At 38.1% G+C, this 13,986-nt stretch carries 14 protein-coding genes; 12 read left to right on the forward strand and 2 right to left on the reverse strand.

Annotated elements, in window-relative coordinates; all coding sequences use genetic code 11:
* The first annotated feature begins 53 nt into the window (after positions 1-53).
* The 9 genes from fmt (at position 54) to AT575_RS01535 (ending at position 9,239) form a co-directional block, all read left to right on the forward strand.
* On the forward strand, positions 54-989 hold the full coding sequence (gene fmt, locus AT575_RS01495; protein WP_102776841.1) for a methionyl-tRNA formyltransferase: 936 nt from the start codon (positions 54-56) through the stop codon (positions 987-989).
* A complete protein-coding gene (gene rsmB, locus AT575_RS01500; RefSeq protein WP_102776842.1) occupies positions 979-2,301 on the forward strand; it encodes a 16S rRNA (cytosine(967)-C(5))-methyltransferase RsmB in 1,323 nt (440 codons plus the stop codon). The genes fmt and rsmB overlap by 11 nt, the downstream gene beginning before the upstream one ends.
* 36 nt (positions 2,302-2,337) lie before the next feature.
* The gene (locus AT575_RS01505) at positions 2,338-3,078 is read left to right on the forward strand and encodes a Stp1/IreP family PP2C-type Ser/Thr phosphatase (RefSeq protein ID WP_102776843.1); all 741 of its coding nucleotides are present in this window, start codon (positions 2,338-2,340) and stop codon (positions 3,076-3,078) included.
* Complete coding sequence (gene pknB, locus AT575_RS01510) at positions 3,075-5,006, forward strand: Stk1 family PASTA domain-containing Ser/Thr kinase (protein ID WP_102776844.1); 1,932 nt, start codon at positions 3,075-3,077, stop codon at positions 5,004-5,006. The genes AT575_RS01505 and pknB overlap by 4 nt, the downstream gene beginning before the upstream one ends.
* A gap of 109 nt (positions 5,007-5,115) precedes the next feature.
* Positions 5,116-5,811: a cell wall-active antibiotics response protein LiaF gene (liaF, locus tag AT575_RS01515; RefSeq protein WP_102776845.1), complete on the forward strand. Its 696-nt coding sequence runs from the start codon at positions 5,116-5,118 to the stop codon at positions 5,809-5,811.
* The gene (locus AT575_RS01520) at positions 5,808-6,812 is read left to right on the forward strand and encodes an envelope stress sensor histidine kinase LiaS (protein ID WP_102776846.1); all 1,005 of its coding nucleotides are present in this window, start codon (positions 5,808-5,810) and stop codon (positions 6,810-6,812) included. Before liaF ends, AT575_RS01520 begins: the two co-directional genes overlap by 4 nt.
* Positions 6,805-7,446 (forward strand): response regulator transcription factor, encoded by a 642-nt coding sequence (locus AT575_RS01525; protein WP_102776847.1) that lies wholly within the window; start codon positions 6,805-6,807, stop codon positions 7,444-7,446. The genes AT575_RS01520 and AT575_RS01525 overlap by 8 nt, the downstream gene beginning before the upstream one ends.
* A 33-nt stretch (positions 7,447-7,479) precedes the next feature.
* A complete protein-coding gene (locus AT575_RS01530; RefSeq protein ID WP_102776848.1) occupies positions 7,480-8,880 on the forward strand; it encodes a bifunctional Cof-type HAD-IIB family hydrolase/peptidylprolyl isomerase in 1,401 nt (466 codons plus the stop codon).
* Positions 8,880-9,239 (forward strand): S1 RNA-binding domain-containing protein, encoded by a 360-nt coding sequence (locus tag AT575_RS01535; protein ID WP_102776849.1) that lies wholly within the window; start codon positions 8,880-8,882, stop codon positions 9,237-9,239. Before AT575_RS01530 ends, AT575_RS01535 begins: the two co-directional genes overlap by 1 nt.
* Before the next feature lie 132 nt (positions 9,240-9,371).
* On the opposite strand, the gene cysK is transcribed toward AT575_RS01535, so the two are convergent.
* Both cysK and AT575_RS01545 read right to left on the reverse strand, forming a co-directional pair.
* Positions 9,372-10,298: a cysteine synthase A gene (cysK, locus tag AT575_RS01540; protein ID WP_102776850.1), complete on the reverse strand. Its 927-nt coding sequence runs from the start codon at positions 10,296-10,298 to the stop codon at positions 9,372-9,374.
* 102 nt (positions 10,299-10,400) lie between these two features.
* Complete coding sequence (locus AT575_RS01545) at positions 10,401-11,039, reverse strand: YigZ family protein (RefSeq protein WP_102776851.1); 639 nt, start codon at positions 11,037-11,039, stop codon at positions 10,401-10,403.
* 55 nt (positions 11,040-11,094) lie between these two features.
* Between AT575_RS01545 and AT575_RS01550 the strand changes: the two genes are divergently transcribed.
* The 3 genes from AT575_RS01550 to hpf all read left to right on the forward strand — a co-directional run bounded on the left by AT575_RS01550 (position 11,095) and on the right by hpf (position 13,688).
* The gene (locus AT575_RS01550; protein WP_102776852.1) at positions 11,095-12,393 is read left to right on the forward strand and encodes an ATP-dependent helicase ComFA; all 1,299 of its coding nucleotides are present in this window, start codon (positions 11,095-11,097) and stop codon (positions 12,391-12,393) included.
* A gap of 286 nt (positions 12,394-12,679) precedes the next feature.
* A complete protein-coding gene (locus tag AT575_RS10545) occupies positions 12,680-13,066 on the forward strand; it encodes a hypothetical protein (protein ID WP_129587058.1) in 387 nt (128 codons plus the stop codon).
* Between the two features lie 73 nt (positions 13,067-13,139).
* The gene (gene hpf / locus AT575_RS01560; RefSeq protein WP_102776854.1) at positions 13,140-13,688 is read left to right on the forward strand and encodes a ribosome hibernation-promoting factor, HPF/YfiA family; all 549 of its coding nucleotides are present in this window, start codon (positions 13,140-13,142) and stop codon (positions 13,686-13,688) included.
* The last annotated feature ends 298 nt before the right edge of the window (positions 13,689-13,986 follow it).

The following is a 13,986-nucleotide window of genomic DNA, read 5'->3' on the forward strand; positions in this document are numbered from 1 at the left end:
GGGCAAGCCCTTAAATATGATATAATGGTGAGAAAGACATATCGAGGTTTCAAATGACAAAAATACTATTTATGGGAACTCCCCAATTTTCAGCAACTGTTTTAGAGGGCATTCTGGCTGAAGGCAACTATGAGGTCTTAGCAGTCGTAACACAACCAGATCGTGCCGTTGGCCGCAAAAAAGAAATTAAAATGACACCCGTCAAAGAAGTGGCCCTTAAACACGGCTTGACCATTTACCAACCTGAAAAATTATCAGGCTCAGAAGAGTTAGAAGAGATTATGGCCTTAGGAGCAGATGGTATTATCACGGCAGCATTTGGTCAATTCCTACCAAGCAAACTCTTAAACGCTGTTGATTTTGCTTTAAATGTCCATGCTTCTTTACTACCAAAATACCGAGGTGGAGCACCCATTCATTACGCCATTATCAATGGTGAAAAAGAAGCTGGTGTCACCATTATGGAAATGGTTAAAGAAATGGATGCTGGCGATATGGTTGCCAAAGATAGCACTCCGATATTGGAAAGTGATAATGTGGGAACCATGTTTGAAAAATTGGCTGTCATCGGGCGTGACCTCTTATTAAGAGTATTACCAGCCTATCTCTCAGGTGATTTAAAACCAGTTCCACAAGACCATCGTCAGGCAACCTTCTCACCAAATATCAGTTCAGAACAAGAAAAAATAGACTTAAGTCAAAGTGCTCTTCAAGTCTTTAATCAAGTTCGTGGTATGAACCCTTGGCCTGTTGCTCATACCCTATTACATGGCCAACGCTTTAAAGTTTATGAAGTCCAAGTTGTTGATGGTCAGGGACAAGCAGGTCAAATCATTGAAAAATCCAAGAAGAGATTGGTCATTGCTACTGGACAAGGTGCTATTTCCTTGCAAACAGTGCAACCTGCCGGCAAACCTAAAATGTCCATCACTGATTTTCTAAATGGTGTCGGACGCGACTTACAAGTAGGAGATTACTTTGGCCAATAATTGGAAAAAATCAGCTAGAGGTAAGGCACTCCTAGCTATTGAAGATATTTTTGATAATGGTGCCTATTCAAACATTGCCCTTAATAATCAATTGTCAAACAGCTCTGTTCAAGATAAGGACAAGGGCTTGATTACAGAAATAGTCTATGGGACTATTGCAAAAAAGATTAGCTTGGAATGGTATCTGTCACATGTTATTAAAGATCGCGATAAATTAGATAAATGGGTTTATTACTTATTGATGATTAGCCTATACCAGATTCACTATTTGGACAAGGTGCCTAGTCATGCTATCGTTAATGATGCTGTTGCCATTGCCAAAAACCGTGGCAATAAGCGAGGAGCTGAGAAATTTGTCAACGCCATTCTTCGCCAATTGATAGATGGCGAACTGCCTTCTTTTGACAGCATCAAGCGTAAAAGTAAACGCCTCTCAGTTACCTACTCTATACCAACTTGGTTGGTCACTAAACTGATTGAACAATTTGGTAACGAACGGGCGCTTGCTATTATGGAGAGCCTTTCGCTCCATAGCAAAGCCAGTGTACGAGTGGTCAACCCACAAGAATTTGATACCATAAAAGAAGCCTTAGATGCTCTGCCATCGCCAGTGGCGCCAACAGCCCTAACAAAAGACAGTGGTTATTTTGCCAATAATCAGTACTTCCAGAATGGCCAAATCACCATTCAAGACGAGACTAGTCAGTTAGTCGCTCCGACCTTGGCTATTCAAGGTGATGAATTGATTCTGGATGCTTGTAGTGCACCTGGAGGCAAAACCTGTCACATGGCTTCTTATTTAACGAGTGGTAAGGTTGTTGCTCTCGATATTCATGAGCATAAGTTAGCTTTGGTAGAGGAAAATGCAGAACGTTTAGGCGTCTCTGATAAAATTGAAACAAAAGCTTTAGATGCTAGAGAAGTTCATAACCATTTTGCAGAAGATACTTTTGATAAAATCCTGGTTGATGCCCCTTGTTCAGGTATTGGTTTAATCAGACGAAAACCAGATATTAAATATACAAAAGATATTCAAGATTTAGAATCCTTACAGGCTGTCCAGTTGGAGATATTGGCTAGCGTTTGTCAAACGATACGCAAAGGTGGTATAATAACCTATAGCACTTGCACTATTTTTGATGAAGAAAATTTTCAAGTAGTAGAAAAATTTCTTGAAAGTCATTCTAATTTTGAACAAGTAGAACTAAAACATACACAAGCGGATATTGTTAAAAATGGTTGTCTATTGATTACACCAGAACAATACCAGACGGACGGTTTCTTTATCAGCCAATTCCGAAGAGTCTTGTAGTATTTAGGAGGAGACTGACTTAGTCAGAAAAGACATATGAAGATTTCATTAATAACAGATATTGGGCAAAAACGCTCAAATAATCAAGATTTTATCAATAAATTTGATAACAAAAAGGGGATTACCCTGGTCGTTTTAGCTGATGGTATGGGCGGTCACAGAGCCGGAAATATTGCTAGCGAAATGACTGTGACAGATCTTGGCAAAGAGTGGGTTCAAACTGAGTTGACGGAATTAAGTCAGATCAAGGAATGGTTGCTTGAAACCATTGAATCCGAAAATAAACGTGTTTACCAGATGGGTCAAGGGGAAGATTATAAAGGTATGGGAACGACGGTTGAGGCCGTAGTTTTAGTAGAAAACAATGCTATCTTTGCCCATGTCGGTGATTCCCGTATTGGTTTAGTTAAAAATGGCGAATATCATTTGCTAACCAGTGACCATTCTTTAGTAAATGAGCTGGTTAAAGCTGGTCAGATTACAGAAGAAGAAGCAACAGGTCATCCACAAAAGAATATTATCACCCAATCCATTGGTCAAGCTTCTCCAGTGGAAACTGATTTAGGTTTGAAAGTCTTAGAAAAAGATGACTATCTCGTCATTAATTCTGATGGTTTAACCAACATGGTGACAAATGCTGAAATTGTAGAAATACTTTCCAGAGATATCAGTCTTGATGAAAAAAATCAAGAATTGGTCTCATTAGCTAACCTCCGTGGGGGATTAGATAATATTACAATCGCTTTGGTTCATAACGAAAGTGAGGATGGGAAATGATACAGATTGGCAAATTATTTGCTGGTCGCTATCGCATATTGAAATCTATTGGCCGTGGAGGCATGGCAGATGTTTATTTAGCCAATGATTTAATTTTAGATAATGAAGATGTTGCAATTAAAGTATTGCGGACCAATTATCAAACTGACCAGGTAGCAGTTGCCCGTTTCCAACGGGAAGCAAGAGCCATGGCAGAATTAAATCATCCAAACATCGTAGCCATTAGAGATATAGGCGAAGAAGACGGACAGCAATTCTTAGTTATGGAATATGTTGACGGAGCAGACCTTAAGAAATTCATTCAAGACAATGCTCCACTTACCAATAATCAAGTTGTTCGGATTATGGAAGAAGTCTTGTCAGCGATGACTTTAGCCCACCAAAAAGGCATTGTCCATCGTGACTTGAAACCCCAAAATATCCTCTTAACTAAGGCAGGTGTGGTTAAGGTAACTGACTTCGGTATTGCCGTGGCTTTTGCTGAAACTTCCCTAACACAAACCAACTCGATGTTAGGTAGTGTTCATTATTTGTCACCTGAGCAGGCGCGTGGTTCAAAAGCGACTATTCAAAGTGATATTTATGCTATGGGGATTATGCTCTATGAAATGTTAACGGGTCATATTCCATATGATGGTGATAGTGCCGTAACCATTGCTTTGCAGCATTTCCAAAAACCTCTACCTTCTATCTTAGATGAAAATCCACAAGTGCCACAAGCTCTTGAAAATGTTGTTATTAAAGCGACTGCTAAAAAATTAAGTGATCGTTATGCGACGACTTTTGACATGAGTAGGGACTTGATGACAGCACTTTCTTATAACCGTAGTCGTGAGAAAAAACTTGTCTTTGATGATGGAGAAAACACCAAACCATTACCAAAAGTAACGCCTGTTCCCAATACGACTCCAAAACCAAATCCTAGTCCTGCTACTAATAAAGCAAGTGGGCCAACAGCTGTTGAAGCTAGTAAAGCTCCTAAAAAGGAAAAGAAACGTGGTCGATTCTTAGGGACATTATTCAAAATATTATTTGCCTTCTTTGTTGTAGGCGTAGCTATTTTCACTTTCCTTATCCTGACGAGACCTGCAAATGTCAAGGTTCCTAATTTAAGCGGAAGCGATTTGCAAACTGCAAAAGCGGAATTGAAGACGCTTGGCTTTAAAGTGGGCCAAGTGACGGATATTCAAAGTGACGAAGTTGCTGAGGGTTCTGTTGTTGAAACTGATCCAGTGGCGGGAACTGCCAAACGTGAAGGTTCTAAAGTCAATATCTTTGTTTCAAAAGGCAGTGCCGGCTTTAAAGTTAAAAACTATAAAGGTAAGGATTACCAAAGTGTTATAAATGAACTAATGAATGATTATGGTTTGAACCGCAGTCAAATTAAAGTTAAGCGTAAAATTACAACGGATTATGACAAACAAGACCTTGTTGTCAGTCAATCAGTAGCTAAAGGTGGTCACTTCAACCCTAATGGTAAGAAGAAATTTACCTTAACAGTAGCGACAACTGATCCAATTGCAATGCCACAGTTAATAGGTATGTCCTATCAAGATGCTAAACTGCTCTTGGAAGAAAGTGGCGTTGACGGAGACCGTATTAAGGTTTATCAACTGAATGCTGATGGAACAACCGCCTTAATTGAAAAACCATCTGCGAATACTGTCATAACCTACCAAGACCCATTACTGAATGGACAACTTTCCCTAACTGATAATTCTGATGTTAATCTTTATATCAGTGGTGATACAGGGACAAGTAGTACGGCTGAAAGTTCTTCTGCGCAAACAAGTGAATCGTCTTCAGAAGAAAAAACAGATACGACAGATTCTAGTACTGGTACAAGCGATACAAGTACTAGTGAGACAACGCCAGCAACTTCTGGAACTGCTTCAAATACAGACCCAGCTGCTACGCAAGCACAATAACAAAAAAAGACTTGATAAGGTTATTTATCAAGTCTTTTGTCATCTTTAAAGGCTATTAATGAAATTCTCCATGTTTTTTGATAAAATGACTAGTAGTGGAAGGAGAACAATGAAAAAATTTCAATTCTTTTTATTAGTAGAATGTATCCTTTTAGCCATGGGCATTATGACCATTCTGGCCAATGATGTGGCTAGTTTTATTTTTATTGTCGTTATTATTTTGATGGCCCTGCGCTTTTACAATCAAGATAGTCGGAATAATTTTATCCTTACGATAAGTTTATTATTACTTTTCCTCATTTTCATGCTCAACCCCTATATTATTCTAGCGGTCCTCTTCGGCATCATTTATGTCTTTATCAACCATTTTTCCCAAGTCAAAAAGAAAAATCGATATGCTTTGATTCGCTTTAAGGAAGAAGGAATTGCTGTTAAGCAGACCAAACACCAATGGGTGGGAGCGGCTACTTATGAAAGTGATTACTATGCTTTTGATGATATCAATATTGTTCGGGTTAGTGGAAATGACACCATTGACTTAACCCATGTCATCGTATCAGGGCAGGATAATATGATTATGATTCGCAAAGTTTTTGGTAATACCAAAATTGTGATTCCAATTGATGTTGCGGTCACTCTTGAAGTTGCTTCAATCTATGCGACTATCTCATTTTTAAAAACCGAAGAATATGACCTGAGGAATGAGTCCATCAAATTAGGTTGTGACCAGTCTCAAGATGCTATCAAAAAGGTTAAAATAATCGTCAATACGATTGCTGGAAATGTTGAGGTGATCAGACGATGAAAAGACATTATTATTTATTAGTTTGGCTCTATTCAACCATTACGATTTTGACAATAGTTTTTGTCGTTATGGATAATTTGGGTTTAAATCTGGATTATCTCAGACTCAATGTTTGGCGGGCAGAAAAGCTATTTTTCTCAATCCTCTTGTTAATTGTTTCAGTGACCTTGCTGTTACTCTTGCTTTGGATTACTCTTGATGATATCAGTAAACGCACAATCAACCAAAATCTCCGTCGCATCATTGATAATCGCCCAATCAAACTAGAAGAAACATCAGAAACCAATATAAATTTGATTCGTTTATCTAAAAAGATGTTTCACATGACCAATAGCTTGCAGAAGAAAGAAAGTGCCTATATTTTAGATAGTCAAAAGATTGTTCAAAGGGAACGGAAACGGATTGCCCGTGACTTACACGATACCGTTAGTCAGGAACTCTTTGCCTCTTCCATGATTCTTTCGGGAATTTCCATGAGTATAGATGATTTGGAAAAAGAAGAATTAAATACGCAAATTCAAACAGTCGAAGCCATGTTGCAAAATGCTCAGAAGGACTTGCGGGTTCTCTTATTACACTTAAGACCGACAGAATTAGCTAACCGTACCTTAACCGAAGGTATCCGGATGATTCTCAAAGAATTAACCGATAAAAGTGATATTGAGATTGTTTATAAAGAGAATATTAAGAGTCTCCCTAAAGCTGTTGAGGATAATCTTTTTAGGATTGCTCAAGAGTTTATCAGTAATACCCTTAAACATGCCAATGCTAGTCGCATTGAACTCTATCTCAATCAAACACCTAATGAAGTCCAACTAAAAATGGTTGATAATGGTGTTGGTTTTGATATGGATGAGGTGCGAAACCTCAGCTACGGTTTGAAAAATATTGAAGATCGGATTGATGATCTTGCTGGTTCCTTAAATCTTATTAGTGAACGTGGCAAGGGCGTATCAATGGATATTCGTCTACCCTTGGTGACGGAGGAGAAAAATGGATAATATCACAGTAATATTAGTCGACGACCATGAGATGGTTCGACTTGGTTTGAAAAGTTTTTTAAATATGCAAAAGGACATCAGTGTCATCGCAGAAGCTGCAACGGGCCGTCAAGGTGTTGATATGGCTCTTGAACTGAAACCAGATGTGGTGGTTATGGACTTAGTTATGCCTGAACTAGGCGGTGTCGAAGCGACTTTAGAAATTTTACAGAAATGGCCAGAGGCCAAGATTCTGGTCTTAACTTCTTATTTAGATAATGAAAAAATTTACCCCGTGATCGAAGCTGGTGCAAAGGGCTACATGCTCAAAACAAATAGTGCTGCTGAAATCCTCAATGCTATACGAAAAGTGTCTAAGGGCCAATTGGCCATTGAGACGGAAGTCGACAAAAAAATCAAAGCCCACGACCAGCATCCTGATTTGCATGAAGAGTTAACGGCGCGTGAATACGATATTCTCTATTTGCTGGCCAAAGGTTATGATAACCAAACCATTGCCGATGAACTTTTTATTTCCTTAAAAACCGTTAAAACTCACGTTTCTAATATTTTGGCAAAATTAGAAGTTGATGATCGTACCCAGGCTGTTGTCTATGCTTTCCGGCACCACTTAGTGCCACAAGACGACAATTAGTGGTATAATGATAGGAGTTAACGGAGGATTATAATGGACGCAAAATTAAAATATAAAGCTAAGAAAATCAAGATGGTTTTCTTTGATATCGATGATACTTTGCGAGTTAAAGATACGGGTTACATGCCTAAGTCAATTCAAAAAGTTTTTAAAGAATTGAAAGCTAAAGGTATTCTGACAGGGATTGCTTCTGGACGGGCACGCTATGGTGTTCCTGAAGATGTGCAGAATTTGCATGCTGACTACTGTGTTAAGTTGAATGGAGCTTACGCAAAGGACGATGATAAAAATATTATCTTCCAAGCACCAATTCCGGATGAATTCGTTAAACGTTATAAGGAATGGGCTGACGCTGTCGGTATTCACTACGGAATGGCTGGACGCCACCAAGCGGTATTATCAGTAAGAAATGACTTAGTTAGCAATACCATTGACCATGTTTATGCTGACTTAGAAGTAGACCCTGATTTCAATGAGAAGCATGATGTATACCAAATGTGGACTTTTGAAGATCAAGGAGATGTTTTACAATTACCAGAAGATTTAGCAGAACATTTACGTCTGGTTAGATGGCATGATAATTCTTCTGATGTTGTCTTAAAAGGAACATCTAAAGCCTTAGGAGTTTCCAAAGTTTTGGAACACTTAGGACTTAAACCGGAAAATATTCTTGTTTTCGGGGATGAACTGAATGATTTAGAATTATTTGATTTTGCAGGAATCAGCGTTGCCATGGGTGTTTCTCATCCATTGGTTCAAGAAAAGGCTGATTTCGTGACTAAGAAAGTAGAAGAAGACGGCATCTTGTATGCCTTGGAGGAATTAGGATTGATCGAAAAAGAATTAAACTTCCCACAATTAGAATTGGAAACAGTTGAAGGGCCAAAAGCTATTATTAAAACCAATCATGGTCAAATGAGTCTTCAACTTTTTCCTGAACAAGCTCCTAAAACAGTTGCTAACTTCATTGGTTTAGCTAAAGAAGGCTACTATGATGGTATTATCTTCCATCGTATTATTTCTGATTTTATGATTCAAGGTGGTGACCCAACTGGTACTGGTATGGGCGGACAATCGATTTACGGCGATAGTTTTGAAGATGAATTTTCAGATGAACTTTACAATCTTCGAGGAGCTCTATCAATGGCCAATGCTGGACCAAATACAAATGGTAGCCAGTTCTTCATCGTTCAAAATGCCCGTATTCCTTATGCTCAAAAAGAATTAGAACGCGGTGGCTGGCCAGCTCCAATTGCCAAAGCTTATGCTGAAAATGGTGGAACTCCTCATTTAGACAGACGCCATACGGTTTTTGGTCAATTACTAGATCAAGAGTCATTTATTGTATTAGATGCTATTGCAGCAGTTGAAACAGGTGCTCAAGATAAGCCAAAAGAAGATGTTGTTATTGAAACAATTGAGGTTATTGACTAATGAAAATCGGCGACAAATTGCATGGGACCATTACAGGCGTAAAACCTTATGGTGCTTTTGTAGCCCTTGATAATGGTACCTCTGGATTAATTCATATTTCAGAAATCAAAACAGGATTCATTGACAATATTAATGACATCTTATCTATTGGAGAAGAAGTTGATGTCCAAGTCGTTGACTATGATGAATTCAATCAAAAAGTCAGTCTATCGATGAGGACGTTGGAAGAAGAAAAACACCATTTATCTCATCGTCATCGCTTTTCAAATAGTCGTTTAAAAATTGGTTTCAAACCATTAGGTGATAACCTAGACAATTGGGTAAAAGAAGGTCTGGAAAATTTTAAACAAAAAAACTAGGATATTTTCTAGTTCCCCAGCGAAGCCATGAAGATCACGGCTTCACTATTTTCCTTCATGTTTAGGGGTCGACTAAAAAAGACAAATTCTTCAAGAATTTGTCTTTTTTATGTCTTTTGCCTTTTTTAAAGATTAATCGAATTGATAAAGTTCTGTTGATAAGTAACGTTCGCCATTATCTGGTAAGAGGGCGAGAACTTTTTTACCTTTACCTAATTCTTTTGCCAATTCTAAGGCAGCAAAGATAGCTGCGCCAGCAGAAATACCTACTAGAAAACCTTCATTGCCACCAACTAGGCGACCTGTTTTGAAGGCATCCTCCGAAGTTACACGGATAATCTGATCATAAGAATTAGTGTCTAAAGTTTCTGGAATGAAACCAGCTGAGATACCTTGAATTTTATGAGGTCCTGGTTCTTGGCCAGAAAGGACAGCTGATTCGTCAGCTTCTACCGCATAAGTTTTGATACCAGGCATTGCTTTTTTCAAGGCATGTGAAACTCCTGTAATTGTTCCACCAGTACCTACACCAGCTACAAAAGCATCCAAACCAATCTCATTGAAAGCTTCGATGATTTCTTGACCGGTTGTTTCTTCATGGATTTTTGGATTGGCTGGATTATTAAATTGTAAAGGAACCCAACCACCAATTTCCTCTGCCAAAGCTTGGGCTTTGGCAATGGCACCTTTCATTCCCTCAGAACCAGGAGTAAGGACTAATTTAGCACCGTATGCTTGAATCAGTTGGCGACGTTCGATACTCATTGTTTCAGGCATAACAATAATGACTTTGTAGCCTTTAGCAGCTCCGACCCAAGCTAAACCGATACCAGTATTACCACTTGTAGGCTCGATAATGGTATCACCAGGTTTGATTGTGCCATCTTTTTCAGCCGCCTCAATCATCGAAAGAGCAATCCGGTCCTTAACGCTTGAACCAGGATTAAAGGATTCCAATTTCACATAAACTTCAGCAGCATCCGGGCTAGTTAAGTTATTTAATTTGATAATAGGAGTGTTTCCAATTAATTCCGTAATATTTGTATAGATTTTTGACATGCTATTCTCCCTTATAATAAGACTATTATTCTCTTCTAGTATATGCTCTGCAATTAGAATTGTAAAATAGTTTAATCTTATTATCCTGATAAGCTTAGTCTATCATGGCTTTGACACTGGTACTTCAATTACTTTAGGATCAATTTTTTGGTAGGCCAACTTGCCTTGATAATGTTGGGTCAATTGTTCCAATAGTTCTTTTTGGAAATCACTATCACAGTATAGGCTGGTTGAGACTTTGTCCGTAAACTCCGGATCATGTTCTACTAGGCCAAAGGCTTCCAAAAAATTGGGGAAGGTCTGGTATTGAGAATAGCTGAGCTCTAAGCGAATGCCTACCTGCTCTTTGACCTCAACGATTTGGACTTGCTCCAAGCAGCTTGAAACAGCACTTGAATAAGCACGGATTAAGCCACCAGTTCCTAGCTTGATGCCACCAAAATATCGGGTAACCACCACTAATATATTGGTTAATTCTTGCTTCTCTAATACGGATAACATAGGAACTCCGGCTGTGCCAGAGGGTTCACCATCATCACTAGAACGTTTGATTTGAGCTTTTTCACCAATAATCATTGCCGAGCAAGAATGGTTAGCTTTGTAATGTTCTTTCTTGATTCTTGCGATGATTTCCCGGCCTTGATCTTCTGTCTCAATGCGAAAGGTTTGGCAAATAAAGCGAGATTTTTTGATGATTTCATCGTGTTGAGTATTTTTTTCAATTGTTTTATAGGATTCCATAAGAAAAGTTTACAGTAAATTCGCATTTTTGGCAAAAAATCTCGAATAGATAAGTATGGATACTTTAGCACATTATTATGGTCGCCTTTTCACGGAAAATCAGCTAGATACTAATCTGAAAAAACTTGCTCAATCTAAGGCTAGTTTTGACAAACGTGGTAAGGATTTTTTCTGCGGACGCTGTCAGAGTAAAGCTGTTTTGGAGCATATTTTACCAAACGGAAATATCTATTGTCGAAAATGTATTGTTTTTGGGCGCGTTGAAAGTCAAGCGCAGCTCTACTATTTTCCTGCTCAGCCATTTCCAAAAGGAGAATTTTTGAGATGGCAAGGGGAGTTGACGCCTTTTCAAGGTGAAATTTCAAAAGCTTTGTTAAGAAACTATGAGCATGGTTTAAAAACTTTGGTCTATGCAGTGACAGGTGCTGGGAAAACGGAAATGATTTATGCTCTCTTAGCCAAAGTCCTCAATCAGGGTGGTTGGGTGGCCTTGGCAAGTCCTCGGATTGATGTTTGCATTGAAATCCATAAACGCTTAGTGCGTGACTTTTCCTGTACTGTTCAGCTTATGCATGCTGGGTCAGGACCATATAAGAGATCACCGCTAATTGTTTTGACGACACATCAACTATTGAAATTCTATCAGGCTTTTGACTTAATCATTATCGATGAAGTTGACTCCTTTCCATTTGTCGATAATGCTGTTCTTAATCATGCCGTTCAATCTGCTTTGAAAGAAGAGGGGCGCTTGGTCTATCTAACAGCAACTTCTACTAGAGCACTAGAAAAAGAAGTAGCAAGTGGACAACTAAGCAAGTTAACACTATCACGGCGTTTTCATAATAATCCTTTGGTTGTACCAAAATTTCGTCTAGTCTTTCAGATTCAGCAAGCTCTAGAGAAGGGGAAATTGCCAAGAGCCCTTTATCAAGCCGTCAAGAAACAATTGCAATCCCCATATCCTCTTTTAATATTCTATCCAGTCATCGAAAAAGGTCAGGAATTTTTTCAGATTTTACAAAAATCATTTGATGAGATTGCCATGGCCTATGTCAGTAGTCAAACAGAAGAACGGAAAGAAAAAATTGAGGCTTTTCGAGAGGGAAAATTGAGAATCCTGATCTCAACAACAATTCTAGAAAGGGGTGTTACCTTCCCTGGAGTTGATGTTTTGTTTGTGCTCGCTGACCATCACCTCTTTAATTCTTCCAGCCTCATCCAAATCGCAGGTCGAGTTGGGAGATCGCTTGACAGGCCAGATGGTCAACTTGTTTTTTTCCATGAGGGAGTTAGCGCAGCAATGTACAAAGCAAGAAAAGAAATTATTGGACTAAATAAGGAGGCTTATGGTTAGGAATTGTTTGTTTTGTGAGAATCCCCTGCAAGAAAGTTACTCATTAATAGAAATCCTCACTTTAAAAAATAAGAAAAGGTGGACGTGCACTTCCTGTCAGAATCAATTCGTTTCTATAGAAACAAACCACTGCCCAAGATGTTATAGGGATGACTGTCAGGGAATATGTAACGATTGTCTAAGGTGGGAAGAAAAGGGCCATCTAGTTGACCATTATGCCCTTTACAAGAATAATCAAGCAATGTCAGATTTCTTCAACCTGTATAAAAAACAAGGGGACTACCATTTGAAGAATGTCTTTTCAGATAAATTGAGGGAGCATATTGCTAAGGAATTTAGTCACTACCATGTGATACCTATTCCCTCATCAGAAAAGCAAATTGACAAGTTAGGCTATGATCCTGTAAAAGAAGTTATAAAAGCATCAAAGATTCCATATGAAGATTTGATTCAATGCAATGAAATAGCTGAAAAGAAAAAATCAACAATTAATATGGAAAAGTCCTTGAGAAAAAAATATTCGCTCAATCCTAAAATAATGGCTAAACTTTGTGGCAGGAAACTCCTTATTGTTTGTGACAGGTATCAGACCGGTAATACAATCTATATGATTAAGGAACTTTTAATTGCTAATGGTTTTCAAGAAATAAAAAGTCTTAGTATTGTACGCTAAAACTTGCAAATTTTCATGAAAACGGTATAATAATAGTAAAGAAAGCGCTTAAAGCGCGGAAAAGAGGTATCTTATGATTAAATTTAGTATTCGTGGAGAAAATATCGAAGTAACAGATGCAATTCGCGACTATGTTGAATCAAAGCTCGCTAAAATTGAAAAATATTTTGTTGAAGATAATGAAATAGATACTCGTGTCAATTTAAAAGTCTATCGTGAAAAGACTGCTAAAGTTGAAGTTACCATTTTACTTGGTTCTATGACTTTAAGAGCAGAAGATGTTTCACAAGATATGTATGGCTCAATCGATTTAGTTGTTGATAAAATTGAACGCCAAATTCGTAAGAATAAAACAAAAATTGCTAAAAAACACCGTGAAAAAATGCCAACAGGTCAAGTATTCACGAGTGAATTTGAGGCAGAAGAAGTTGAAGAAACTCCAGTTGTAAGAGTTGTTCGTACAAAGAACGTAACCTTAAAACCAATGGATATTGAAGAAGCTCGTCTTCAAATGGAACTACTTGGACATGATTTCTTCATATATACTGATTCAGAAGATGGGGAAACAAATGTGCTTTACCGTCGTGAAGATGGCGACCTTGGGCTTATTGAAGCAAAATAAAAGACAGCAAATAGCAGGGGCTTAACCCCTGCTATTTTTTTTTTTTTGTAAAAAAGCAAGCAATGCTATTGACAAGCGAGGTAGGTATAGTCTATACTAATTGAGTTGCCAAATTTTAGATTTATTAATCAAAAAATAAATGAAAAAAGTTGTTGACAAGGTCACACTGACCTGATAGAATATAATAGTTGTCTCGTAAGAGATGGCAAGACCTTTGAGAACTGAATAAGACAAGAAAAACCAAATGTGAGGGTGATATGTTTAGATGCATATTATCCGTCAATGAAGTAAAAAACAA

Source organism: Streptococcus penaeicida (genome assembly GCF_002887775.1).
GTDB classification, from domain to species: domain Bacteria; phylum Bacillota; class Bacilli; order Lactobacillales; family Streptococcaceae; genus Streptococcus; species Streptococcus penaeicida.

Coding starts and splice junctions, on each gene's coding strand:
- AT575_RS01520 (WP_102776846.1), top strand. CDS start 5,808: ATGAAAAGACATTATTATTTATTAGTTTGGCTCTATTCAACCATTACG.
- AT575_RS01535 (WP_102776849.1), top strand. CDS start 8,880: ATGAAAATCGGCGACAAATTGCATGGGACCATTACAGGCGTAAAACCT.
- AT575_RS01550 (WP_102776852.1), top strand. CDS start 11,095: ATGGATACTTTAGCACATTATTATGGTCGCCTTTTCACGGAAAATCAG.
- cysK (WP_102776850.1), bottom strand. CDS start 10,298: ATGTCAAAAATCTATACAAATATTACGGAATTAATTGGAAACACTCCT.
- AT575_RS01525 (WP_102776847.1), top strand. CDS start 6,805: ATGGATAATATCACAGTAATATTAGTCGACGACCATGAGATGGTTCGA.
- AT575_RS01545 (WP_102776851.1), bottom strand. CDS start 11,039: ATGGAATCCTATAAAACAATTGAAAAAAATACTCAACACGATGAAATC.
- AT575_RS01530 (WP_102776848.1), top strand. CDS start 7,480: ATGGACGCAAAATTAAAATATAAAGCTAAGAAAATCAAGATGGTTTTC.
- liaF (WP_102776845.1), top strand. CDS start 5,116: ATGAAAAAATTTCAATTCTTTTTATTAGTAGAATGTATCCTTTTAGCC.
- AT575_RS01505 (WP_102776843.1), top strand. CDS start 2,338: ATGAAGATTTCATTAATAACAGATATTGGGCAAAAACGCTCAAATAAT.
- fmt (WP_102776841.1), top strand. CDS start 54: ATGACAAAAATACTATTTATGGGAACTCCCCAATTTTCAGCAACTGTT.
- hpf (WP_102776854.1), top strand. CDS start 13,140: ATGATTAAATTTAGTATTCGTGGAGAAAATATCGAAGTAACAGATGCA.
- pknB (WP_102776844.1), top strand. CDS start 3,075: ATGATACAGATTGGCAAATTATTTGCTGGTCGCTATCGCATATTGAAA.